The organism is Streptosporangium sp. NPDC006013 (assembly GCF_040614275.1).
Lineage (GTDB): Bacteria > Actinomycetota > Actinomycetes > Streptosporangiales > Streptosporangiaceae > Streptosporangium.
Map to the genome: position 1 here is coordinate 1 of NZ_JBEXUE010000134.1, position 22,028 is coordinate 22,028.

General features: G+C 70.7%; 20 protein-coding genes. 8 read left to right on the top strand and 12 right to left on the bottom strand.

The window, feature by feature from the left end:
• Positions 1–37: 37 nt before the first annotated feature.
• Both ABZ260_RS21390 and ABZ260_RS21395 read right to left on the bottom strand, forming a co-directional pair.
• Positions 38–301 (bottom strand): hypothetical protein, encoded by a 264-nt coding sequence (locus tag ABZ260_RS21390; protein ID WP_355620262.1) that lies wholly within the window; start codon positions 299–301, stop codon positions 38–40.
• Positions 302–497: 196 nt separating this feature from the next.
• Positions 498–2,501 (bottom strand): acetoacetate--CoA ligase, encoded by a 2,004-nt coding sequence (locus tag ABZ260_RS21395; protein ID WP_355620265.1) that lies wholly within the window; start codon positions 2,499–2,501, stop codon positions 498–500.
• Between the two features lie 240 nt (positions 2,502–2,741).
• Between ABZ260_RS21395 and ABZ260_RS21400 the strand changes: the two genes are divergently transcribed.
• Positions 2,742–4,280, top strand: coding sequence for a penicillin-binding transpeptidase domain-containing protein (locus ABZ260_RS21400; protein WP_355620268.1), 1,539 nt, complete (start codon positions 2,742–2,744; stop codon positions 4,278–4,280).
• A gap of 279 nt (positions 4,281–4,559) precedes the next feature.
• Positions 4,560–4,757, top strand: coding sequence for a tetratricopeptide repeat protein (locus tag ABZ260_RS21405; RefSeq protein WP_355620271.1), 198 nt, complete (start codon positions 4,560–4,562; stop codon positions 4,755–4,757).
• Between the two features lie 75 nt (positions 4,758–4,832).
• Here the strand turns inward: ABZ260_RS21405 and ABZ260_RS21410 are convergent, their stop codons facing one another.
• The 4 genes from ABZ260_RS21410 to ABZ260_RS21425 all read right to left on the bottom strand — a co-directional run bounded on the left by ABZ260_RS21410 (position 4,833) and on the right by ABZ260_RS21425 (position 7,897).
• Positions 4,833–5,618: a haloacid dehalogenase-like hydrolase gene (locus tag ABZ260_RS21410; RefSeq protein WP_355620303.1), complete on the bottom strand. Its 786-nt coding sequence runs from the start codon at positions 5,616–5,618 to the stop codon at positions 4,833–4,835.
• 275 nt (positions 5,619–5,893) lie between these two features.
• A complete protein-coding gene (locus ABZ260_RS21415) occupies positions 5,894–6,526 on the bottom strand; it encodes an HAD hydrolase-like protein (protein WP_355558172.1) in 633 nt (210 codons plus the stop codon).
• 90 nt (positions 6,527–6,616) lie between these two features.
• Positions 6,617–7,123, bottom strand: coding sequence for a hypothetical protein (locus ABZ260_RS21420; protein WP_355620274.1), 507 nt, complete (start codon positions 7,121–7,123; stop codon positions 6,617–6,619).
• A 129-nt stretch (positions 7,124–7,252) separates the two neighbouring features.
• Complete coding sequence (locus ABZ260_RS21425) at positions 7,253–7,897, bottom strand: HAD family phosphatase (protein WP_350920893.1); 645 nt, start codon at positions 7,895–7,897, stop codon at positions 7,253–7,255.
• 81 nt (positions 7,898–7,978) lie between these two features.
• On the opposite strand from ABZ260_RS21425, the gene ABZ260_RS21430 reads away from it, so the two are divergent.
• Positions 7,979–9,181, top strand: coding sequence for an acyl-CoA dehydrogenase family protein (locus tag ABZ260_RS21430; protein ID WP_355620278.1), 1,203 nt, complete (start codon positions 7,979–7,981; stop codon positions 9,179–9,181).
• Positions 9,182–9,719: 538 nt separating this feature from the next.
• On the opposite strand, the gene ABZ260_RS21435 is transcribed toward ABZ260_RS21430, so the two are convergent.
• Positions 9,720–10,442: a hypothetical protein gene (locus tag ABZ260_RS21435; RefSeq protein ID WP_355620281.1), complete on the bottom strand. Its 723-nt coding sequence runs from the start codon at positions 10,440–10,442 to the stop codon at positions 9,720–9,722.
• An 81-nt stretch (positions 10,443–10,523) separates the two neighbouring features.
• On the opposite strand from ABZ260_RS21435, the gene ABZ260_RS21440 reads away from it, so the two are divergent.
• Entirely contained in the window at positions 10,524–14,972 is a 4,449-nt protein-coding gene (locus ABZ260_RS21440; protein ID WP_355620284.1) for an HAD-IC family P-type ATPase, read from the top strand.
• 66 nt (positions 14,973–15,038) lie between these two features.
• Positions 15,039–15,164 carry a hypothetical protein gene (locus ABZ260_RS21445; RefSeq protein WP_355620287.1) on the top strand — a complete coding sequence of 42 codons (126 nt, stop codon included), beginning with the start codon at positions 15,039–15,041 and terminating at the stop codon, positions 15,162–15,164.
• Positions 15,165–15,286: 122 nt separating this feature from the next.
• On the opposite strand, the gene ABZ260_RS21450 is transcribed toward ABZ260_RS21445, so the two are convergent.
• The 5 genes from ABZ260_RS21450 to ABZ260_RS21470 form a co-directional block, all read right to left on the bottom strand.
• Complete coding sequence (locus ABZ260_RS21450) at positions 15,287–16,630, bottom strand: glycoside hydrolase family 3 N-terminal domain-containing protein (RefSeq protein ID WP_355620290.1); 1,344 nt, start codon at positions 16,628–16,630, stop codon at positions 15,287–15,289.
• A gap of 92 nt (positions 16,631–16,722) precedes the next feature.
• Complete coding sequence (locus tag ABZ260_RS21455) at positions 16,723–16,980, bottom strand: HPr family phosphocarrier protein (protein ID WP_355558153.1); 258 nt, start codon at positions 16,978–16,980, stop codon at positions 16,723–16,725.
• Between the two features lie 119 nt (positions 16,981–17,099).
• Positions 17,100–17,555, bottom strand: coding sequence for a PTS glucose transporter subunit IIA (locus ABZ260_RS21460; protein ID WP_350920873.1), 456 nt, complete (start codon positions 17,553–17,555; stop codon positions 17,100–17,102).
• A 42-nt stretch (positions 17,556–17,597) separates the two neighbouring features.
• Complete coding sequence (locus ABZ260_RS21465; RefSeq protein WP_350920870.1) at positions 17,598–17,834, bottom strand: glucose PTS transporter subunit EIIB; 237 nt, start codon at positions 17,832–17,834, stop codon at positions 17,598–17,600.
• A 64-nt stretch (positions 17,835–17,898) separates the two neighbouring features.
• Positions 17,899–18,933 (bottom strand): SIS domain-containing protein, encoded by a 1,035-nt coding sequence (locus ABZ260_RS21470; protein ID WP_355620294.1) that lies wholly within the window; start codon positions 18,931–18,933, stop codon positions 17,899–17,901.
• A gap of 159 nt (positions 18,934–19,092) precedes the next feature.
• Here ABZ260_RS21470 and ABZ260_RS21475 point away from each other — a divergent pair, with 159 nt between their 5' ends.
• The 3 genes from ABZ260_RS21475 to ABZ260_RS21485 all read left to right on the top strand — a co-directional run bounded on the left by ABZ260_RS21475 (position 19,093) and on the right by ABZ260_RS21485 (position 21,988).
• The gene (locus ABZ260_RS21475) at positions 19,093–19,833 is read left to right on the top strand and encodes a GntR family transcriptional regulator (RefSeq protein WP_350920864.1); all 741 of its coding nucleotides are present in this window, start codon (positions 19,093–19,095) and stop codon (positions 19,831–19,833) included.
• Positions 19,834–19,882: 49 nt separating this feature from the next.
• The gene (locus ABZ260_RS21480) at positions 19,883–21,250 is read left to right on the top strand and encodes a PTS transporter subunit EIIC (RefSeq protein ID WP_355620297.1); all 1,368 of its coding nucleotides are present in this window, start codon (positions 19,883–19,885) and stop codon (positions 21,248–21,250) included.
• 216 nt (positions 21,251–21,466) lie between these two features.
• A complete protein-coding gene (locus tag ABZ260_RS21485) occupies positions 21,467–21,988 on the top strand; it encodes an Rv3235 family protein (protein ID WP_355620300.1) in 522 nt (173 codons plus the stop codon).
• Positions 21,989–22,028 lie beyond the last annotated feature (40 nt).

Here is a 22,028-nt window from a genome sequence, read left to right on the forward strand (position 1 = left end):
AGCCAGTCGGGCGTCGACAACGACCCCACCCAGGGCGTCAGCAGGAACACCGCGCTCGGGTCGTTCTCGGGGCGCGCCTGCGCAGCAGGTGGGCCAGGGCGAAGGTCACCGGGATGAGGGCGAGCGCGGCCCACAGGTAGAGAAGCGCGCTGACCTGCACCGTCGTCGCGTTCTCCCGGAAGACCGCGGGGGCGTGACTTCTTCCCGGCGGCGCGGTGAGGAAGGCGAGGAACTCCAGCAGCGGCCAGGCGAGCAGGGCGATGCCGGCGACGATCCGGCGGAACGAATCAGGATTTTTCATCACCTGGACAGCGAACTCGGACCCCGTCCCAGGCCGCCTGGGCCGACGCCCCCGACTCCCGGGAGGAATGTCCCCGGAGCCCGGGACCACCCCGCCACGTCCCACGGGGCGCATCTCGGCGGCCTCCATGGTTCGGGCGGCGCCTGGGAAGGCCGGTCCTCGGGCCCGTGCCCGGTGACGTGGCGGGGCGGGGCGGTCAGCGCCGCGCGGTGTCGGCCTCCGGGACGAAGTGGGAGAGGACCTCGGGGTTGGCCATGGCGTCGAGATTGGCGGCCTTCTCCGGGGGGACACCGAGGAGGATCTTGCGGATCGGGACCTCCAGCTTCTTGCCACTGAGGGTGCGGGGGATGCCGGGGACCTCGATGATCTCGTTCGGCACATGGCGCGGGGAGAGCCTCTCCCTGAGCTCCCGGCGCAGGCGCATGACCAGGTCGTCCCGCAGCGTCTCCCCCTCGACCATGGTGACGTACAGCAGCAGGCGGCCCTCCTGCCCGAGCTGGCCGGTGTCGATCACCAGGCTGTCGGCGATCTCCTCGAAACCTTCCACCACGCGGTAGAACTCGCTGGTGCCCATCCGCACCCCGCCCCGGTTCAGTGTCGAGTCGGAGCGGCCGTAGATCACCGAGCCACCGTCAGGAAAGATCTTGATCCAGTCACCGTGCCGCCAGACCCCGGGGTACTCGGAGAAGTAACTGTCGCGGTAGCGCGACCCGTCCGGGTCGTTCCAGAACATCACCGGCATCGACGGCATCGGCAGGGTCACCACCAGCTCGCCGACCTCGCCGATCACCGACCTGCCCGACGGATCGAAGGACTCCACCTTCGCCCCCAGGCAGCGACAGGGGATCACGCCCGCCCGGACCGGGAGCAGCGGGACCGCGCCGACGAAACCGGTGCACACGTCGGTGCCCCCGGAGAACGAACCGAGCTGCACGTCCGGCAGCGCGTCGTGCACCCAGCCGAACCCCTCGGGCGGCAGCGGCGAGCCGGTGGAACCGAGCCCCCGCAGCCGGTCGAGGCCCGACGGCTTGAGGCCGGCCTTCATGGACGCGATCACATAAGGAGCGCCTGTGCCGAAGTAGGTGACCCCCTCCTCGGCGGCCAGCCGCCAGAGCGCGTCGGTCTGGGGGTAGGTCGCCGCCCCGTCGTAGAGCACCACGGTCGAGCCGACCAGCAGTCCGCCGACGAGGTAGTTCCACATCATCCAGCCGGTGGTGGTGTACCAGAAGAAGACGTCGTCCTCACCCAGATCCTGGTGGAAGGAGATCGCCTTGAGGTGTTCGAGCACCACACCGCCGTGGCCGTGCACGATCGGCTTGGGCAGCCCGGTGGTGCCCGAGGAGTAGACGATCCAGAGCGGGTGCCCGAACGGCACCGGCTCGAAGTCGAGCGGCCCCGCGACGGAGCGCAGCTCCGTCCAGCTCACCGTACGGGCCCCTGCCCCAGGCCCTGGAGCGTCCGCCGCGCCGGAGCCGCCGGGAATGCCCGCGCCCGGCGTACTCCGCACGCCCCGCACGTCCTCGGCCGAGATCCGGACCCGCGCCACCAGCGTCGGCAGCCTGGCCGCGATGTCGTCGACGACCGCGCTTCGGTCGAAGCTCCTGCCGTTGTAGTCGTAGCCGTCGACCGCGACGAGCACCTTCGGCTCGATCTGGGTGAAACGGTCGATCACGCTGGACGCCCCGAAGTCGGGCGAGCAGGAGGACCAGACGGCTCCCAGGGAGGCGGTCGCCAGGAAGGCGATCAGCGCCTCGGGGACGTTCGGTACGTAGGCCGCGACCCGGTCGCCCCGTCCGACACCCAGCGCCGCCAGGCCCGCGCGGACCCGTGCCACCTCCTCGGCCAGCTCGCCCCTGGTGAACGTCCGCCGCCCGCCCGTCTCGTCGCGGGCGACCAGCGCGAGCCGTCCGGGGTCGGAGGCGGCCCCGCGCAGCGCGTTGGCCGCGTAGTTCACCGTCGCCCCGGCGAACCATTCCGTGCCGGGCATCTCCCCCGACAGGACCGGCCCGTCACCGCGCTCCCCCACGACCCCGAAGTAGTCCCAGATCGACGTCCAGAACTCGGCCGGGGCGTCCACCGACCACTGCCACAGGGACTCGTAGTCACCGGCCCGGCCCAGCCACTCCGCATAACGGGTGACCTTCGCGTCCCTCACAACCTCCGGGGAGGGCTCCCAGAGCAGCGCACCTTCCTCAACCATGGCCCTATCCTCTCGGCGCCCCAACCGAATGTCATCCCCGGGGTTCACATATCGCCCCGGCACACCGTGTGGACCGACCACACACACCCTCGCCGGCGCCCCCGGAAAACACGTCACCACCAGCACCGATATCCATTCGGCTATCGATCTCACCCTGTCCCAAATATTGGACATAAGGGACAACTCTCTGGTCTCCTCTGTCCCCGACTCTGTCCCCGACGACGAAGGGCGACCACTGCCATGAGGCTGAGACATCTGGCCATCGCGACCGCGCTGGTGCTGGCGACCGCGAGCGCGGGCACTGTATGGGCACTGCACACCGAGGGCTCGCCCGAGGAGACCGCGGAGATGTTCCTGACCGCGTGGAGCCGGCAGGACTACCCGGCGATGCGTGCGCTGACCGTCAAGCCGCCGGACGACTTCGAGCGCTGGTACCGGCGTTTCCGTACCGACCTGAAGCTGACGGGGGCCGCCTTCAGTGTCCTGGGAGACGTTCGGGACGGCGAGCCCGCCACCGTCGGGTTCCGCGCGACGCTGGAGGGGCCCGTGAACTGGGCCTACGAGGGGGCACTGAGACTGGTCGAGCACGAGCGCACCTGGCGGGTGGAGTGGAGCCCGGCCGCCGTCCACCCCAGGCTCGGAACGGGCCTGCGGATCAAGACCATGCTGGTCAAGGCCGAGCGGGCGCCGATCCTCGCCGCCGACGGCACCCGGATCGACACCCCCGACACGCCAGGCTCGGTACAGCAACTCGTCGAGGGACTCACCCAGACGTACGCCTCCCGCCTCACCGGCACCTCGTCCGCGCGGATCGACCTGGTGAAGGGCACCGAGAAGGTCGCCACGCTCGCCACCGCCGCCGCCAAGGCCGGCCGGGAGCTGCGCACCACCATCGACCTGGACGTCCACCGCGCCGCCGCCTCGGCACTGGAAGCGGTGAACAGGCCCGCCTCGCTGGTCGCGCTCCGGCCCTCGACCGGGGAGATCCTCGCCGTGGTCAACAAGCCCGGCGGGTTCAACCGGGCACTGCTGGGCCACTACCCGCCGGGCTCGACCTTCAAAGTGATCACCACCTCGGCCCTGGTCGCCGACGGCATGACCGCGGACGAGCAGGTGAGCTGCCCGGCTGAGCAGAACATCGGCGGCTTCGCCTTCCACAACGCCGGGTTCAAGGACTACGGCACGCTCCCGTTGCGCACGGCGTTCGCGCACTCGTGCAACACCACGTTCGGCGCGCTCAGCGTGGACCGGCTCGGCGGGCAGCGGCTCGCCACCGTCGCCGGGAGCTTCGGGTTCGGCGCCCCCGTCCGGCCCGGCGTGCCCGCGGTACGGGCCGAGTTCCCCGCGCCCAAGGACGACACCGACCTCGCATCGGCCTCGATCGGCCAGGGCCGGGTGCTGGCGAGCCCGCTCAACATGGCCACGGTCGCCGCGGCGATCGCCGACGGCTCCTGGCGCCCACCTCGCCTGGTGGCGGCCTCCCTGCTGCCCGAGGCCGAGCCGCGGAAGCTGGAACCCGAGATCCTGCGGGCACTGCGCACGCTGATGCCCGCGGTGGTGGTGGAGGGCACCGCGAGCGCGGTCCCCTTCCCCTCCGGCACGGCGGGCAAGACCGGGACCGCGGAGTTCGGCTCGGGCAAGGAACCGCCGTCGCACGCCTGGTTCATCGGCTACCGGGGAGACCTGGCGTTCTCCATCGTGGTGGAGGGCGGCGGCGCCGGCTCCACGGTGGCCGCCCCCATCGCGAGCCGCTTCCTGACCGGCCTCCCACAGCGGTGACCTTCACCTGCGGGCCGCTCCCACCCTCCGGCACGCGAAGGTAGTTGATCACCGTTTGGCGTCATCCGTGCCCGGCGGAGGTGTTCGATCGGAGGATGGGGCACATGACGGATCAGCGAAGGTCGTCGCGTGAGGAGCTGCCGGTAGTAGTGGCCGACTTCGCCGCCCGGCCGCCGGTGCGTGAGCAGATCGTCGAGGGCGCCGTCCCCGCCCCGCCCGCGGGGTTTCAGGTACGCGAGGATCTACTGGCGCCACTCGCCGCCGAGGGCGCCGGCCACCTTGACCAGCCGCCACCACCTCGCCTACGCCCACGACTCGGCGGGACGGACGCGAGAGGCCATCGCCATGTTCAAGCAGGTCCTGGCCGACTGCGAGCGGGTGCTGGGCGCCGACCATCCGAACACGCGGGCGGCCCGGGAGAGTATTGACAATGTCCGCTCCTTCTTGCCGAGGTGGCGACGCCTGATCGGCCGGTGAGCCCGAGGGTGGCCGGCAAGGGGGTAGGGGAAGACAGCACTGTCGAGTTCGCCCGGCCCGCCTACCGGACAGGAATCAGCGGCCGGCGGGGTAGTGACCGGCGCGGCGGGCCGGGGAGGTGAGGCTGGCGACGGCGGCCACCACCTCGGAGGGGTTGGCGAGGTCGGGCAGGACCGCGTCCGCCCCGGCCTCGTGCAGCTCGGCCGCCAGGGAGCGCCCGGAGGCGACGCCGATCATCGCGGCCCCGGCGATCCTGGCGGCCTGGACGTCCCTGGCCGAGTCGCCGATCAGCACGGTGTTGCTCCCGTCGAAGGTCGCCCCGTACTTCTGCTTGGCCCGGCCCTGCGCGACCTGCAGGAGGGTGGCCTTGGGATAGACCTCCTCGCCATAGCCGCCGATCTCGAAGTCGACGTACTTGTCGAGGCCGAACGCGGTCAGCTTGTGCACGGCGTTGCTCTTGATCGTGCCGGTGAGCACCGACTGGACCACGCCGTCGAGCTTTGCCACCGCCTTCAGCGCGTCGCGGGCCCCGGGCATCATCCGGCCGTCCTTGGCCAGGCGCCTGCGCCTGGCTCCGAAGAATTCGGCCAGCGCGTCGAGGAACCTGGGGAGGTGGTCGTCCCCGGCGACGATCCCGTTGATGGCGAGCATCTCGAAGACGATCTCAGAGTCCGGGCGCCCGTTGGGCTGGGTCAGCTTGACCAGGGGCCTGCCGGTGACAGCGCGGAAGGCCTCCGCGTATGCCTCGCGGGTGACGATGGACACGTCGACCAGGGTGAGGTCGATGTTCCAGAGAACGAGGCGGTTGATCGGAGCCTCCCGGAATGGGTGCGGATGCCCAGGGTACGGCCCGAGGCGCATGGCGACCGCCTCCGATGCCGAAAACATTAGTTTTTGGTGGGATTGCCCTGTGGTGGTGCCCCCTCCACCATGCCGACCGGGAAACCCCACCGTTCACCTGTCCGGCCCGCGACCATTTTTCGGATACGGCGGCCTCCGCAGGCCCGAGGGGCAGAGCCTAGTGCGACGTTCCTTACCGGAAGTACAGATCCCCTCGGCCCTGGCGTCAGGAAGGCAGGCCCGACGGCCTCGGTTTCCCCGCAGCGCGTTCGCGACCTCCGTTGAGGAACAGAGCACTAGGCGTGGTCGAGGGCGTTCGCGAGGGTGTCGACGACCGGGACGCCGCAGGACATCAGGTCGGCGCGGCTGGTCATGCCGCCGGTGTAGAGGACCGCGCGCGCGCCGACGTGCTGGGCGGCGTGCGCGTCGTCCAGGCTGTCGCCGATCACGAGGACGTTGGCCGGGTCGATGCCGAGCGCGGCCAGGTGGGCCACCATCGACTCGGCCTTGTGCCCGCCGGAGGCGCTGCGCAGACCGTCGATCCGGGTGAAGTGGTGGTCGATGCCAAACTCCGCGATCTTGGGAACCAGCCGGTCATGCGCCCACATGGACAGCAGCGACTGCCTGCCTCCCGTGTTCCCCCAGCTTTCCAGGGTGGAGAGCGCGTCGTCGGCCAGCCCGCACTCCAGCATCAGCCGGTGGTAGTTGTCGTGGAAGCCAAGATCGAGCATCTCCCACTCGCCCTCGTGGAGGGCACGGCCGAGCATGCGCTCGTAGGCGGCCCAGATCGGGCGCGTGTAGACGGCACGGAAGCGGTCCGCGTCGTAGGAGCCCAGCCCGTACGGCTCGAACACCGCGTTCGTCGCACCCACGACGGCGTCGATGTCGTGGAAGAGCGTGCCGTTCCAATCCCAAACAATGTGTCTCATATTGCCTCCCAGGATAGCGAAAACCCTCGCTGGAGCGGCGCTACGACAGGGTGGTCGGCCCGCTCTCCGGACTCCGGGCGCGAGAGGGGATCAGCCGACCAGGTCGGGAATCTCCTGGGTGGCGTACCAGAGGAGCTCGTTGGCCTCGACGCCGTCCACGGTGAACCTGGCGTCGTCGTCGCCCCGGTCGGCCGCGGGCAGCGCCGCGACGGCGGCCTCGACGTCCTTCACCGCCGACAGGTCGTCCACGTGGACGGCGGCGATCCGCGCCAGCGGCACCGCCGCGGCGAGTCGTACCCGGGCGCGCTCGTCCAGGTCGGCGCTCACGCTCACGTCGCCCTCCGGTACGTCGACGGCGACGACCACCCGCCGCGCGGCGACCTCCACCCCGTCTGCGCGGTCGGTGGCCAGCATCCGCAGGGAATCCCTGGCCGCCTCGGTCAGTGCGACGTACTCCAGTTCCTCGGTGTCACCCGAGACGTACCACTCGATCAACGCGGGTGTCACCGCGTAGCCGGTCAGCGGGGCCGGGCCGAGCTCCCCCACGGTGGCCACGCGGGCCAGCGCCGGGAGCGTACACGGCAGGTAGACGCGCATCCATGCCTCGATCTATCTCTTAAGACATCGGCGCCGGTTCGGCGCCGATTCACGCATCGAGTGTGCCAGTACCGGCGACCCGCGGTGGTACTGCCCGCGCGGAGTGACCCGATCCGCTCCGGGCGGGCGTCAGCGCAGCGAGACCCGCAACAGGGTCTCCAACTCGGCGATGGTCACCTCGGGGTCGCGGTGGTGCACGCCGACGATGCCGAGCCGCCGGGCGGCCTCGATGTTGGCCTCGATGTCGTCGACGAACACGCACTGCTCACCGGCCAGGCCGATCCTGCCGAGCGCGTGCTCGAAGATCCTCTGCTCGGGTTTGCGCATGCCGATCTCTCCCGAGATGACGACCTCGTCGAAGACGTCGTCCCAGCCCTCGCGGGGATACTCGTTCGCCCAGGAGTTGGAGAGCAGGCAGGTGCGCAGCCCGGCGGCACGGGCCACCCGGAGCATCTCGTACATCGGCTCGACCCGGTGGAAACGGGAGAACATCCTGTCCAGCAGGCCCTCGGCGACCGGCGGCACGCCGTCCGTGGTGACCAGCCGGGCGGCCAGGTGGCGTTCGAAGTCCAGCCCGGAGATCTCCCCCCGCTCCAGAGCGTGGATCACGTTCTCGCTGTTCTCCAGGCCCTCGTACGCGTGGACGATGAGCTCGCGCATCACCTGCCGGTAGTGGTCCGCGTCGAGTCTCTCGGCGACGATCCACTCCGCGACCGCCTCGGAAAGGCCGACGGTGAGCACGCCACCCCAGTCGATCAGCACGCCCTTGAGCATCTGTCCTCCTTAGTGGAACGGGTTCCAGGGTAAGTGTGGGCGGTGAACGATCGGAGAAGGGGTGGTGCCAAACTTGCCGCCATGGACTTCGCGCTCAGCGACAAGGCTCAGGAATACCTCGCCAATCTGACCGATTTCATGGCAACTCACGTATACCCGGCGGAGCCGGTCTACCATGCGTGGCGCCAGGCCAGGGGCTACGACAACCATGAACTGCCGCCGGTGGTGGAGGAGCTCAAGTCCGAGGCGCGCTCACGCGGCCTCTGGAACCTGTTCCTGCCCGATGAGTCGAACATGTCGGTGCTCGACTACGCCACCCTGGCCGAGGTCACCGGCCGTTCCATCGACCTCGCGCCCGAGGCACTGAACTGCGCGGCCCCCGACACCGGGAACATGGAGGTCCTGCACATGTTCGGCTCGCCCGAGCAGCGGGACCGGTGGCTCAAGCCCCTGCTCTCCGGGGAGATCCGCTCGGCGTTCGCGATGACCGAGCCCGCCGTGGCCTCAAGCGACGCGACCAACATCGCCACCTCCATCCGGCTCGACGGCTCCGAGTACGTGATCAACGGCCACAAGTGGTTCATCACCGGGGTCGCCGACCCGCGCTGCGAGATCCTGATCGTGATGGGCAAGACCGATCCGGACGGCCCCCCGCACCGCCAGCAGTCGATGATCCTGGTCCCGATGAACACGCCGGGTGTGGAGGTCGTCCGCCACCTACCGCTCTTCGGCTACCAGGAGCAGCACGGCCACTCCGAGATCGTCTTCACGGACGTCCGGGTACCCGCCTCGAACCTGATCGCGGAGGAGGGCGACGGCTTCCGCATCGCCCAGGCCCGTCTCGGCCCCGGTCGCATCCACCACTGCATGCGTGCCATCGGCATGGCCGAGCGCGCCCTGGAGCTGATGTGCACCCGCGCCGCCAACCGGGTGGCCTTCGGCCAGACGCTGGCCCAGCAGGGCGTGGTGCAGCAGCAGATCGCCGAATCACGGCTGGCCATCGAGCAGGCCAGGCTGCTCACCCTGAAGGCCGCCTGGATGATCGACACGGTCGGCGTGAAGGCGGCCGCCTCGGAGATCTCCGCGATCAAGGTCGTCGCTCCGAGGATGGCGTGCGAGGTCATCGACCGCGCCATCCAGGTCCATGGCGGCATGGGTCTCGCCGACGACGTCCCGCTCGCCACGATGTACGCCCAGGCCCGCGCGATGCGCATATTCGACGGCCCGGACGAGGTTCACATTCGCACCGTGGCCCGTCGCGAGCTCAAGCCGTACCTCTCCTAGGACGCTCCGGAACGGGGTGCATACGGTCCGATGGATTGGAGATTCCTCCCCCAATATCCGATTCAAAGGCCGGTACGAGTTTCACGGCTCCAATTCGAGGAAGATTACGAACATGGCACTCAGGCCATATAACTGCACGTAGAAGGCGTGATCGGCCTCCTGCGGGCTCCATTTGCACCTTCCCTCGGTTCCCATGAGGAGGGATCATGGCAGTAGCTCAGGCGAGCCGGTCACGCGCCCATACGGCGCGGAAGCCGACCACACCCGCCGCGTCCACCACGCACACACCGTCAGGCCGGAAGCAGGACAACCCCTCACTGAAGTTGAACCTTCCAATGATGACCGTGCAGTTCCGGCCGCCGCATGTTCACATGCCACACGTCAGCCGGCAGGAAGCGGGCCAAGCCGTCGACACCGCCAGGTCCTTCCTTCCGCCCCCTGAGCGCATCGCCTACTACGGAGGGCTCGGCGCCCTGGCTGTGGCGGGGTTGATCGAGTGGCCGGTGGCGGCCGCCATCGGGGTCGGGACGATGATCGCTCAGCGTGCCCGCGGGAGAGGCCGGGCCCCGGTCTCCGCGCCCCGGGCTCCGACGCCCACCGCACGAGCCGCCAAACCCGCAGCACGCGCCGCCAAACCCGCGGCACGGGCCGCCAAACCCGCGGCACGGGCCACCAGACCCACGGCACGAGCCGCCGGCACCACCACCCGGCCCACAAGCACCACCGCACGGGCCGCCAAACCCACGGCACGCGCAGCCAGACCCACGGCACGAGCCGCAGGCACCACCACGCGCGCCACCAAACCCACGGCACGCGCCACCAAACCCACGGCACGCGCCGCAGGCACCACCACGCGGACTACGTCCCGGACCACGAAGCCCAGCGCACGGACCGCCAAGACCACATCGCGTGCCACCAGGTCCACCTCACGAGCTGCGGGCACCACCTCGCGGACGACGTCCCGGACCACGAAGCCCACCTCGCGGACCGCCAAGACCACGTCACGCGCCGCCAGGCCCACCTCACGAGCCGCAGGCACCACCTCGCGAACGACGTCCCGGACCACGAAGCCCACCGCACGAGCCGCAGGCACCACCTCACGGACCGCCAAGACCGCGTCGCGCGCCACCAGGCCCGCGTCACGGGCCACCAGATCCGCATCGCGGACCTCGGCGTCCGTTTCCCGTGCCGCGAGCTCCGCCTCCAGGGCCACCAGGTCCGCCGCCCGCCCGAAGTCCTCGACCCGCAGGAGCACCTCCAAGTGATCACAGTGATGGGGCCGATCGGGCCACGTGTAACCACGGCCTGATCGGCCTCGTCATCTCGTCTACTGGAGATCCGGATGTTCCTGCCCCGCCTGCTCTCACTTCCCGCGGAAACTCTCTGGGGCGCCATGCCCGAGGTGATCCGCAACGCCCTGCGGCATTCCCGAGGGAGGCGAATCTGTCCCGGTGGGCTCCGCATCGACCTGTACGTGATCGGCGGTCCCGGCAGCGGGCGGACGGCGCGACGGCTGGAGAACTCGCTGCTGAAGGTGGAGGGGGTCGAGCGGGCGGAGGTCAACGGCGCCCTCGGGATCGTGTTCGTGGGGTGCGACCCCGACTCGGTCGACCTGGAGAAGCTGGTGGCGGTCGTCGATTCGTTCGACAACGCTGACGACGGCGACGGCGACAGCGAGCCGGACGTGGACGAGGACGCCGAGTTTGACGACGAGTCGCTGCCGGGCCCGGTGTCCCTCGCTTCCGAATACGCGGAGCACCGCATCGCCAACCCGGTGCGGAGCCACACACGCATGGGCATCCGGCTCGGCGGGAGCCTGGTCGGAACGAGCATGGCGCTCGCCGGGCGGGTGATGCACGTGCTGCCGCTCACTCCGATCATTCCCGCCCTGCTGAGCCTGGCCGAGTCCACCCCGAAGGTCCGCACCGAGCTGGACCGCCACCTCGGCGTTCCGACCGCCTCCGCCCTGCTCGAGACGGCGGACATCGTCACCTACACGCTGGCGCTGCGTCCGCTGGGGATGCTCGTCCAGTCGGCCACCGCCGTCGGCCGCTACCTTGAGACGCGCGACACGCGACGGGCCTGGGAGAGGCATGAGCACGACCTGGGTTCGTGGGGGGGCTCCTACCGCCACATCCGCACGGCCAGGAAACCGCGCCCGTCCCCCATGTCCACCAGCCCCGTGCGACGGTTCGAGCACGTCGCGAGCCAGGTGGCGGTGGGCGCCACCGGGCTGACGTACCTCCTCGGCAAAAACCGGGAACGGACCATCGCCATGCTCACCGCGGCGACCCCCAACGCCGCGAAGCTGGGCCGCGAATCCTTCGCCTCCGCGATCGGGCGCGCCCTGGCGCGGCGCGGGGCGGTCGTTCTCAACAGCCGCGCCCTGCGCCACATGGACGGCATCGACACGGTCATCCTCGACGCCGAAGTGCTCGACACGGGTTCCTGGGAGATCGACCGCATCGTACCCCTCGGCGACGCCGACACCGACGGACTGCACGCGCGGCTCTACGCCCTGCTCGACCTCGCCGACCCCGGCGCGCGGCGGGAACACGAGGAGTGGACGGCCGAGCCGGTGCCGGGCCCGGCCAGGCTCATCGCGGCGGACGCCGAGGAATGGGAGGCTCGGGGGCTCCGGGCCGTCCGCGTGGCGAGGCAGGGCGTTCCCGTGGCCCTGGTCGGCATGGCGCCGCAGGTGGACCCGCTGGCCGACGCGATCGTCACCGCGGCCAAGGCCGCGGGCACCGTGCTGCTGGCGGGAGGTGATCTGGGGCTCGGTCTGCGGCTCGGCATCGACGAGTTCGTACTGGACACCTCCCGGCTGACCCGGTCGGTCCGCGAGCTCCAGGCGGACGGTCACGGGGTCGCCGTGGTGTCGGGACGCCGCATGACCGCGCTGGCCCACGCCGACCTGGGTATCGGCGTGCTGTCCCGCTCGGGCCGGGTGCCCTGGGAGGCGGACGTGATCGGCGCACTCGAGGAGATCCACCTGCTGCTGAGCTGCCTGGCACCGGCGAGGAAGACGAGCGAGCGGTGCGCATGGCTCGACGCCACGGGAGCGACCGCCGGAGGCGCGCTGACCGCCCTCGGGCCGCCGTCGCGGTCACTGGGCAGGGCGCAGCTCTCAAGTGACTGCACCGCGATGGCCGCCATCGTCACAGGTGTGTGGGCGGGCTGGCACGCCGGGCAGGAGACGCCGCCGGTCCGGGTGGACCAGACCCCCTGGCACGCGATGTCGACCAAGGACGTCCTGTCCCTGCTGGGCTCCTCGCCCAGCGGGATCACCGAGGCCGAGGCCATCCGGCGCAGGAGCTCGGCGGGATCCGCGGAGTCTGAGCGTCCCGCCTCGCTGCTCCGCGCGTCCGCCGAGGAGCTGGCCAACCCGCTGACCCCGGTCCTGGCCACCGGGGCGGGCCTGTCGGCCCTGGTCGGCTCGATCTCCGACTCGGTGATGATAGCCACGGTGGTGTTCGCCAACGCGTTCATCGGAGGGGGCCAGCGGTTCACCGCCGAACGGGCGTTGCATCGCCTGACCGAGTCGGTCGCGATCCGGGTTCGGCTGCGCCGCCCCAACGAGGGCGTGAGCGTGACGGTCGAAGACCTCGTACCGGGCGATGTGCTCGAATTGCGCGCGGGCGACACCGTGCCTGCCGACTGCCGGGTGCTCAGGGCAACGGGCCTGGAGATCGACGAGGCCGCACTGACCGGCGAGTCCCAGCTCGTCACCAAGTCGCCGGCGCCCGTCGACGCACCCGCCGTCGCCGACCGGAGCTCGATGGTCTACGAGGGTACGACCGTGGCGGCCGGTAGCGGGCTGGCCGTGGTGGTCGCGGCGGGCGAGGCGACCGAGGCCGCCAGGACCGCCAGGCTCGCCAAGGAGCGGCCACCCGTCTCGGGCGTGCAGTTGCGACTGCGGAAGCTGAGCCGCCGGATCCTTCCGGTCGCGGTCGGCTCCGGCTTCGTCCTGCTCGCCGCCGACCTGCTGCGCGGCAGGTCGATGATCGAGGCGCTCGCGCCCGCGGTGAGCCTCGCCGTCGCCGCCGTGCCCGAGGGGCTGCCCTTCGTCGCCTCGGTCGCCGAACTCGCCGCCGCCCGGCGGCTGTCGACCCGCAACACCCTGGTGCCCAACCCCTCCACGATCGAGGCCCTCGGCCGGGTGAACGTGCTCTGCTTCGACAAGACCGGGACGCTCACCGAGGGGCGCATCAGCCTGCGGTGCGTCTCGGACGGGCAGGACGAACGTCTCGTCGAGGCGTTGACGCCCGAGATGAGGCACATCGTGGCCGCGGGGCTGCGCGCGTGCCCGCGGCACGATGAGGGGCGTCCCATCGCGCACCCCACCGATCGCGCCGTGGTGAACGGGGCCGAGCTGCTGGGCGTGGTGCCCAGGGAGGGCACGGGGAGCTGGGAGAGGGTCGACGAGCTTCCCTTCGAACCCGGGCGCGGCTATCACGCGGTACTCGGCGCGAGCGACTCGGGGCCGCTGCTGAGCGTCAAGGGCGCTCCGGAGGTCGTGGTCACCCGCTGCACGTCCGTACTCCGCGACGGCCAGGTGGTCCGCCTCACGGATTCCCTTGAGGCGGAGCTGGAGAAGGAGCTCGACCAGCTCGCCCGGCAGGGCTACCGGGTGCTCGCGGTCGCGGAGCGCGCCGCCTCCGACCGTCGCGACCTCGACGAGTCCCGCATCCAGGGCCTGTGCTTCCTGGGCTTCCTCGGCCTGGCCGACCCGGTGAGGCCCACGGCGGCCGAAAGCGTCGGCCGGCTGACACGGGCGGGCGTACGCATCATCATGATCACGGGTGACCATCCGAGCACGGCGGAGGCGATCGGCGTCGAGCTGAACGTGCTGAACGGCGGGCAGATCATGACGGGGCCCGAGCTGGACGGGATGGACGACGAGACCCTGCTGGAGGCTCTGCCGGACGTGACGGTCTTCGCCAGGACCACCCCGGCCCACAAGGCCAGGATCGTCGGCTGTCTGCGCCGGGCCGGCAAGGTCGTGGCGGTCACCGGGGACGGCGCCAACGACGCCCCCGCGATCCGGCTCGCGGACGTGGGGATCGCCCTCGGCTCCCGCGCGACCCCGGCGGCCAGGGCCGCGGCCGACATCGTGGTGACCGACGACCGCATCGAGACGATCGTCGATGCGATCATCGAGGGCAGGGCCATGTGGGGGTCGGTCCGCGACGCCCTGAGCATCCTGCTGGGCGGCAACATCGGCGAGATCGTCTTCGCGGTCGGATCCAGCCTGATCAGCGGCCGGAACGTGCTGAACGCCCGGCAGCTGCTGCTGGTCAACCTGCTCACCGACATGCTGCCCGCGATGGCGGTGGCCTCCCGGCCACCGACCGCGACCAGTCCGGAGAAGCTGCTGGAGGAGGGCCCGGAGGCCTCGCTGGGAGCCTCCCTGACCCGGGACATCTACCTGCGGGCCGTCACCACGGCGAGTGCGGCGGGCGCGGCCTGGGCGATCGGCCGGATGACCGGTACGCGTGGGCGGGCGGACACGATGGGACTGGTCGCACTGGTGTCGACGCAGTTGCTGCAGACCCTGGCCCTGGGCACCCGGGATCGCACCGTGGTGCTGGCCTCGCTCCTGTCCCTCGGCGTTCTGGGCATGACCGTCTCGGTTCCCGGGCTCTGCCACTTCTTCGGCTGCCGCTTCCTCGGGCCGGTGGGGTGGTTCATCGCCCTGGGCAGTGCCGCCGCCACCACGGCCGCCGGGGTCGCCTTCCAGGCATCCACTCGACAGGTGTCACCGAACGTTCACCGAACGGTAATCTCCTAGCTGGTGACTTAGTCCTGTTTGGTGTGGATTATCGCATTAAGCGATCCTTCTCCCTGTGAGGTTGTTATGTCCGGGTTCCTCTCCACGATGCTCGCCAAGGCGGCGGTCATGCTGATCGAGGCCCTCCTCATGCGCGTCATCCAGTCCCTCGTCGTCTCGCTGGCCAGGACCGGCAGCCTCCAGGCCGCCTGACCCGGTTCCGCGGCACGGACCCGGCCGTGACCGCGAGAGAACCGTGACCATGAGCGAACCATGGCCGGGTACATGACCACGGCGACCGGGGCCCAGGCCGCGGTCGCGATCTTAAAGCTCGCTCAGCGGGCCTGCGAGTTGATGAGCCGGGCGACCTTGAGGTGCCCGGCCGAGCGCAGTACCCGCTCGGCCCTGGCCGGGTCGGCGACCGGCGCCCTCTCCAGCAGGCCACGGGCGGCCTTCAGCTTCAGCAGGCGCCGGACGGACTGGTCGAGCCGCGCCTCCGAGATCTTCCCGGACTTCACCGCGGCCAGCAGCGCCCCATGGGCCTCGCGGTAGTCCGGCGGCATGAGCAGCAGGTCCACCCCGGCCTGGATCGCCCGTACCGCCACCTCCCCGTCGTCATACCTCTTGCGCACCCCCGCCATGTCCAGCGCGTCCGTCGAGACGACCCCGTCGAAGCCGAGCTTCTCCCTGAGCAGCCCGGTCAGGATCGGCCTGGAGAGGGTGGCCGGGTCGCCGGAGGGGTCGAGCTTCGGCATGACGACGTGCGCAGTCATGATCGCGTCGACGTCCTTGCCGATGGCGGCGGCGAAAGGCGGGGCGTCCAGCCTTTTCCACTGGGACAGCGAGTGCTTGATCACCGGCAGACCGGTGTGGCTGTCGACGTTGGTGTCACCGTGGCCGGGGAAGTGCTTGGCCGTGGCCGCGACCCCCGCGTCGTGGAAGCCGCGGACCGCGGCGGCGACCATCGGCGCGACCTTCTTCGGATCGGAGCCGTAGGCGCGCGGGCCGATCACCGGGTTGCGCGGGTTGATGTTGACGTCGGCGACGGGGGCGAAGTCGAGGTTGATACCCAGGACGCGCAGCTCGCGGCCGGTCACCTCCGCGGCCCGGCGGGCCAGCGAGGGGTCGCCGGTCGAGCCGATGACCGAGGCTCCCGGCAGGTTGGTGACCAGCGGGGCGAGCCGGGAGACCTGGCCGTTCTCCTGGTCCGCGCCGATCAGCAGCGGGATCTCCGGCGACGCCTTCTGCAGCCCGTTGGTCAGTGCCACGACCTGCCTGACGTTCTTGACGTTGCCCGCCCAGGGGAACAGGATCACCCCGCCGGGGCGGTAGCGGGCGACCATCTTCGCCGGGGTGTCCACGCCGAACCGCGCCTGGTTCTCCCCCGACACCGTGTCGGCCGCCTGACCGTAAAGCACCGGCATGAAGAGCTGGCCGACCTTCTCCTCCAGGCTCATCGAGGCGAGCACTGCCTCCACACCGGCCGGCTTCGCCGTCTCGGGCTTCGCTGTCCCGGGCTTCGCCGTCTCGGCGGGCGCGGCCGCCGGGCCCGCGGACTCCGCCGGGCTCACGCTCGCGGAGGACTCACCGCCCCCGACCGCACCGGACGCCGGTGGAACGGCGCTTCCGGTGCCGACACATCCGGCCGCCATCGTCGCGATCACTGCGATCCCCGTCACACGCATCCACCGAGCCATGCCTCTTACGCTATCCGGGCGGATGTCCCGGCGCCCGCGCTCCGAACCGACCGGCGAACCAGAGACACCTCGGCTCACGGTGCCGACGCGATGCCCGCCAACTGGTCGAGAAGCTCCTCGGCGCCCTCGCCCTCGGCCCTGATCACCACTATGTCCCCCCTCCTGACGTCGAGTGCGAGGACCGACAGGATGCTCTTGGCGTTCACCGGTGAGCCGGCCCCCTTGGCGATGGTGACGTCCAGGGACGCCTTGGTCGCCGCCCGCACGAACGTCGCGGCGGGCCGGGCGTGCAGGCCGACCTCCGACGTGACGGTGACATGGCGCTCGGCCACGTGTTCCTCCTCAGAGTCGACAGTGCGGTCTAGACCACACGGTGTGTTTGCCGGCCTTTGGCCATCCGATGGCTCAACACCATTTCACATTCTTCGCCATCTCCCGGCCCCGCGGGCCGTCAGGCCGGATCGCTCCACTCGAAAAGCCGGTCACCGGCGTCCACGACCCCCTCGGCGAGGCCGATGACGGCGCTCGCGGTGGCGTCCAGCGCCACGACCGGGCAGATCGGGCGGCGCCCACCCGCTTCGATCCCGGCCGGGTCCCACGCCACCACCGGCTGCCCGGCGCTCACCCGATCGCCCTCCGCGACCAGCAGCTCGAAGCCCTCGCCCCTGAGCTGAACCGTGTCGATACCCAGGTGGACCAGGACTCCCCTGCCGTCGTCGCCGACGACCACGAACGCGTGCGGGTGCAGCTTGACGATGGTGCCCGCGATGGGGGAGAACACCCGGCCGGGCGCCCTGTCCGGCTCGATCGCCATGCCGGGCCCGACCAGGCCCTCGGAGAAGACCGGGTCGGGTACCGAGTCGAGTCTCACGGCCACCCCCGCGACCGGTGCCAGAACCGTGGTCACCGCACTCCCCTCGGCATGCCCCCGTCCGCGAGAACACCTCCCTCAGCCGATGATGTCCTCGATGTCGCCGGCGATCGTGTCGGCCTCGGGGCCCACCACCACCTGCACGACGCCGCCGGCCACCATCACGCCGTGCGCGCCGGCCGCCCGCAGGGCCACCTGGTCGACCTTGGAGGCGTCACGCACCTCGGTGCGGAGCCGGGTGATGCACGGTTCGATCTCGATGATGTTGTCCGCACCACCGAGTCCAGCGATGATCGCGTCGGCGTCGGCCGCCATGTCGCCCTCCAGTTGTGATCACCCTGTCCCCAGGGCTATGGGCAGGCTAGAGGAGGTATCGCGATCAGTCGGTCTGGGTCACCTTGTTGAGACCACGCGGGGCGTCCGGGTCGATCCCCAGCCTGCGCGCGAGCGCCTCGGTGAGCAGCTGACCGGGGACGATCAGGCCCAGTGGCGCGACCCACTCGGGCAGGTCGGGGCCGTTCAGCGCGGCGGTGGAGACCGAGGAGAGCGCGGTACCGCCGCCGACCGTGTAGGCCGAGGCCCCCGCGCCGGTCACCCGCTCGGCGAGCGCCACGGTGCCGGCCAGGGTCGGGCCCTCGCCCGCCGCGACCAGGATCGCCGGGGTGTCGGAGTCGACCACGGCGATCGGGCCGTGCAGCAGGTCCGCGTACGACAGGCCCATGGCGTGCAGGTAGCACGCCTCCTTGAGCTTGAGCGCCAGCTCCAGCGCGGTGGAGAAGGCCAGCCCCCGGCCGGAGACCACGACGCCGGGCTTGTCCGCCAGCCCCTCGACGATCGCCTCCAGATCGCCCGGGTCGCCGACCAGCTTCTCGACCGCGTCCGGGACCCGCCGCAGGTCGCCGGGGTCGACGTCCGCGCCGAGACCGAGGGCGAGCACGGCGAGGGCGGCGAGCTGGGTGGTGTAGGTCTTGGTGGCGGGGACGGCCTTCTCCTCGCCCGCCACCGTGCACAGGGCGAGGTCCGCGGCCTGGGCCAGGGGGCTCTGCTCTCCGCCGTTGGTGATGGCCACGGTCCGGGCCCCACAGTCCTTCGCCCAGGCGAGGGTCTCGACGATCTCCTCGGTCCTGCCCGACTGGGAGAGGGCGACGGCCAGCACGCCGTCGAGGTCCAGCCTGCGCCGGTAGGTGGTGGCGATCGAGGGGGCGGCGAGCGTGGAGAGCCTGCCCGTGTGCGCCTCGGCCAGATAACGGCCGTAGACTGCGGCGTTGTCGGAGGTGCCACGGGCGATGAACAGCAGCTGGCGGGTCTGCCCCGCGAGCTGCTCCACCTCCCCGACCCTGGGGAGGAGGGCGTCGAGCGTGGCTCGCAACGCGGCGGGCTGCTCGGCTATCTCGCTGCGCATCTTGGTCGTCATCTCGCGCTCATCCTTCGGCTCGGACGGACGAGATCGGGCCGTTATCGATCCGTCTCCGGTCCGTACGTTGACACCCTTTTCCGGCCTGTGGTCTAGTCCGGACTAGACCAGTACGAACCATAACTCATCAGACACCTCAGATCGAGGGGGGAGGATCCTGTGGCCCAGATCGATCCGGACAGCCCGGTGCCCAAGTACTTCCAGCTGCGGGAGATCCTGCTCGATCTCATCGAGAACAACGAGCTGGCGATCGGCACCGCGATCCCGTCCGAGCGCGAGCTCTGCCAGCGCTTCGGCCTATCCCGCATGACCGTCCGGCAGGCCGTCGACCACCTGGTCTCCGAGGGCAGGCTCCAGCGGGTCGCCGGCAAGGGCACCTTCGTGGCCCGCCCCAAGATCGAGATGGCCCTGCGGCTGACCTCCTTCAGCGAGGAGATGCGCACCAGGGGCATGGAACCCGGCTCCCGCGACCTGGACCGCCGGGTGGTCAGGGCCAGCGCGCACCTGGCCAGGGAGCTCGGCATCCAGCCGGGCGACGAGGTCCACTTCATCGAACGGCTGCGGACCGCGGCGGGCGAGCCCATGTGCATCGAGCGGGCGCACATTCCCGTCTCCATCGCACCCGACCTCGACACCCACGACCTGACAGGCCGCTCCCTCTACGCCCTGCTGGAGACCCGCTACGGCCTGGTGCTCGACGCCGGCGAGCTCACCATCGACGGCGGCATCGCCGATCCCGGAGACGCCGACCTGCTGAAACTGCCACGCGGCGGGGCCGTGCTGCTGCTGCAGCGGCGCTCCTACGCGGGAGGCGTCTGCGCCGAACTCGGGGTCTCCACCTATCGCGCCGACCGCTACCAACTCCGTACGATCCTGGAGCTACCGACCCGCCGCGCCTGACCCCACCCTTCGCCGCACTCCTCCCTCCCACCCCCTGGAGGAAAGCCCGATGAGTCCCCCCTCGGCGGACGCGGGCCTGTCCGCCGCCCACCGGCCCGGGTCCGCCGCGATGAGCGTGCTCCAGCGCCTGGGACGTTCTCTGATGCTGCCGATCGCGGTCCTGCCCGCCGCGGGCCTGCTGTTCAGGCTCGGCCGGGACGACCTCCTCGGCCGGACCGACAACGTCCTGCTCGACGATGTGGCCCGCGTCGTCGGCACGGCGGGCGGCGCGCTCTTCGACAACCTGCCCATCCTGTTCGCGATCGGTGTCGCCATCGGGTTCGCCCGCAAGGCCGACGGCTCCACCGCCCTGGCGGCGCTTGTCGGCTATCTGGTCTTCCACGCCGTCAGCATGAACATGTTCTTCATCCTGTTCGACGCCGACCTGAGGGAGTCCATCACCACCGAGGTGTTCGAGCGGGCCACCCCTGGCGTTCCCAGCGTGGTACTCGACCTCGGCGCGCAGAACCCGACCAGGGTGCTCGGCGGCATCATCATGGGCCTGGTCTCGGCACTGCTCTGGCAGCGCTACCACCGCACCAGGCTGCCGACCTGGCTGGCCTTCTTCGGCGGGCGCCGCCTGGTGCCGATCCTCACCGCCTTCGCCGGGCTCGTGATCGGGGTGTTCCTTGGCTTCGTCTGGCCGGTGCTCGGCGGCTGGGTCCGCGCCTCCGGGACCTGGCTCGCCTCCAACAGCGAACTCGGCGCCGGGGTCTACGGCATGGTCAACCGCGCCCTGCTCCCCCTCGGCATGCACCACATCGTCAACAACGTGATCTGGACCCAGGTCCCCGAGTGCGTGGTCGACGGCAAGAAACTCGCCGGGGACCTGATCTGCTTCAACAGCGGCGCCGTCGGCTACGGCGGCTTCGAGGCCGGCTTCTACCCGGTTCTCATGTTCGGCCTGCCGGCCGCCGCGATCGCCATCTGGCGGGCCGCACCGCCGCACCGGCGCACCGCGGTCGGCTCGATCATGATCTCCGCGGCGCTCACCGCCTTCCTCACCGGGATCACCGAGCCGATCGAGTTCGCCTTCATCTTCGTGGCTCCGGTGCTGTTCGTGATCCACATCGTGCTGACCGGCATCTCCTTGGCCCTCGCCTCCGCCCTGGGCGCCAAGCTCGCCTTCAGCTTCTCCTCAGGGCTGATCGACCTGGGCCTGTACGGGACCGCGCCCAACGCCCGGGGGATACCGATCGTCATCGTGATGGGGCTGGTCTACGCGGTGATCTACTACTCCGTGTTCAGCTTCCTGATCAGGAAGCTGAACATCATGACCCCCGGCCGCGAGCCCGAACCCGACATCGACTCCGGCGAGCCGGCCGCGCCCCCCGGTGCGGCGCCTGGCGGCCCTGACACCGGGCCGCCCGGCTCCTGAAGCGGTTTCGGCCGTCCAGCGAAGATCACGGCTCGGGCCGGAACCCGCCCCCCTCGGGGATGGACCACTCCAGCTCAAGGTCACCTTCTCCGCCCGAAGGGACGAACCAACCGGAATTTTCAGAAAGCTGGCGGACCACGTATCTGGGCAGCGGGCCGGAAACTCCTTCAAGTGTCAGTTTCCCCACCCGCAAGCCGAGCCCAATCGGAGTCACCCATGTCGCCCCCACGACGTCCGGCGCCGCTACCCCGGATCGCGCCGTCCCCCGCCGCCGAGCCGCCCTACGACGAGGACCGCCCCGCGACGGACATCCCGGCCATGCCTCCGTACGTGCAGGGAACCCTCGCCCTCGCCCTCGAACCCGAGGTTCCGGCACCTCCGACCGGGAAGCCGCTGATCTGGGGCCCGCCGGGGGCGATCCCCGACGAGCGGCGGCTGCGCGCCCTCGCGCAGGCCGTCGCCGAGATCCTGGCCGGCAGGCGGCCGCCGGCGAGCGTCTCCTGTCACCTGACCGGCAGGGCCCAGGCCGAGCTGACCAGAAGCGGGAAGATCATCAACAGCGCACGCCCGCCCCGGGCGGGCAGGGCCCACATCTCCCAGCCCGAGGACGGGGTGGTGGAGATGTGCGCCGTGGTCGACTGCGGTGACCGCTCGCGCGTCCTGGCGCTCAGGCTGGAGCGCAGCCAGCTCCACGATCCGAGCCAGCGCGGCGAGCCGGCTGCCGAGCCCTTGGCGTGACTGGGTGGTGCCAACACTCATCGGGCGACCTCAAGGTTGT

What these genes read in the sequence shown, in the direction of transcription:
- ABZ260_RS21440 (WP_355620284.1), top strand. Translation starts at nt 10,524, where the DNA reads ATGTTCCTGCCCCGCCTGCTCTCACTTCCCGCGGAAACTCTCTGGGGC.
- ABZ260_RS21465 (WP_350920870.1), bottom strand. Translation starts at nt 17,834, where the DNA reads ATGGCGGCCGACGCCGACGCGATCATCGCTGGACTCGGTGGTGCGGAC.
- ABZ260_RS21480 (WP_355620297.1), top strand. Translation starts at nt 19,883, where the DNA reads ATGAGTCCCCCCTCGGCGGACGCGGGCCTGTCCGCCGCCCACCGGCCC.
- ABZ260_RS21415 (WP_355558172.1), bottom strand. Translation starts at nt 6,526, where the DNA reads ATGAGACACATTGTTTGGGATTGGAACGGCACGCTCTTCCACGACATC.
- ABZ260_RS21445 (WP_355620287.1), top strand. Translation starts at nt 15,039, where the DNA reads ATGTCCGGGTTCCTCTCCACGATGCTCGCCAAGGCGGCGGTCATGCTG.
- ABZ260_RS21470 (WP_355620294.1), bottom strand. Translation starts at nt 18,933, where the DNA reads ATGACGACCAAGATGCGCAGCGAGATAGCCGAGCAGCCCGCCGCGTTG.
- ABZ260_RS21395 (WP_355620265.1), bottom strand. Translation starts at nt 2,501, where the DNA reads ATGGTTGAGGAAGGTGCGCTGCTCTGGGAGCCCTCCCCGGAGGTTGTG.
- ABZ260_RS21390 (WP_355620262.1), bottom strand. Translation starts at nt 301, where the DNA reads ATGAAAAATCCTGATTCGTTCCGCCGGATCGTCGCCGGCATCGCCCTG.
- ABZ260_RS21485 (WP_355620300.1), top strand. Translation starts at nt 21,467, where the DNA reads ATGTCGCCCCCACGACGTCCGGCGCCGCTACCCCGGATCGCGCCGTCC.
- ABZ260_RS21420 (WP_355620274.1), bottom strand. Translation starts at nt 7,123, where the DNA reads ATGCGCGTCTACCTGCCGTGTACGCTCCCGGCGCTGGCCCGCGTGGCC.
- ABZ260_RS21410 (WP_355620303.1), bottom strand. Translation starts at nt 5,618, where the DNA reads ATGCGCCTCGGGCCGTACCCTGGGCATCCGCACCCATTCCGGGAGGCT.
- ABZ260_RS21430 (WP_355620278.1), top strand. Translation starts at nt 7,979, where the DNA reads ATGGACTTCGCGCTCAGCGACAAGGCTCAGGAATACCTCGCCAATCTG.
- ABZ260_RS21425 (WP_350920893.1), bottom strand. Translation starts at nt 7,897, where the DNA reads ATGCTCAAGGGCGTGCTGATCGACTGGGGTGGCGTGCTCACCGTCGGC.
- ABZ260_RS21400 (WP_355620268.1), top strand. Translation starts at nt 2,742, where the DNA reads ATGAGGCTGAGACATCTGGCCATCGCGACCGCGCTGGTGCTGGCGACC.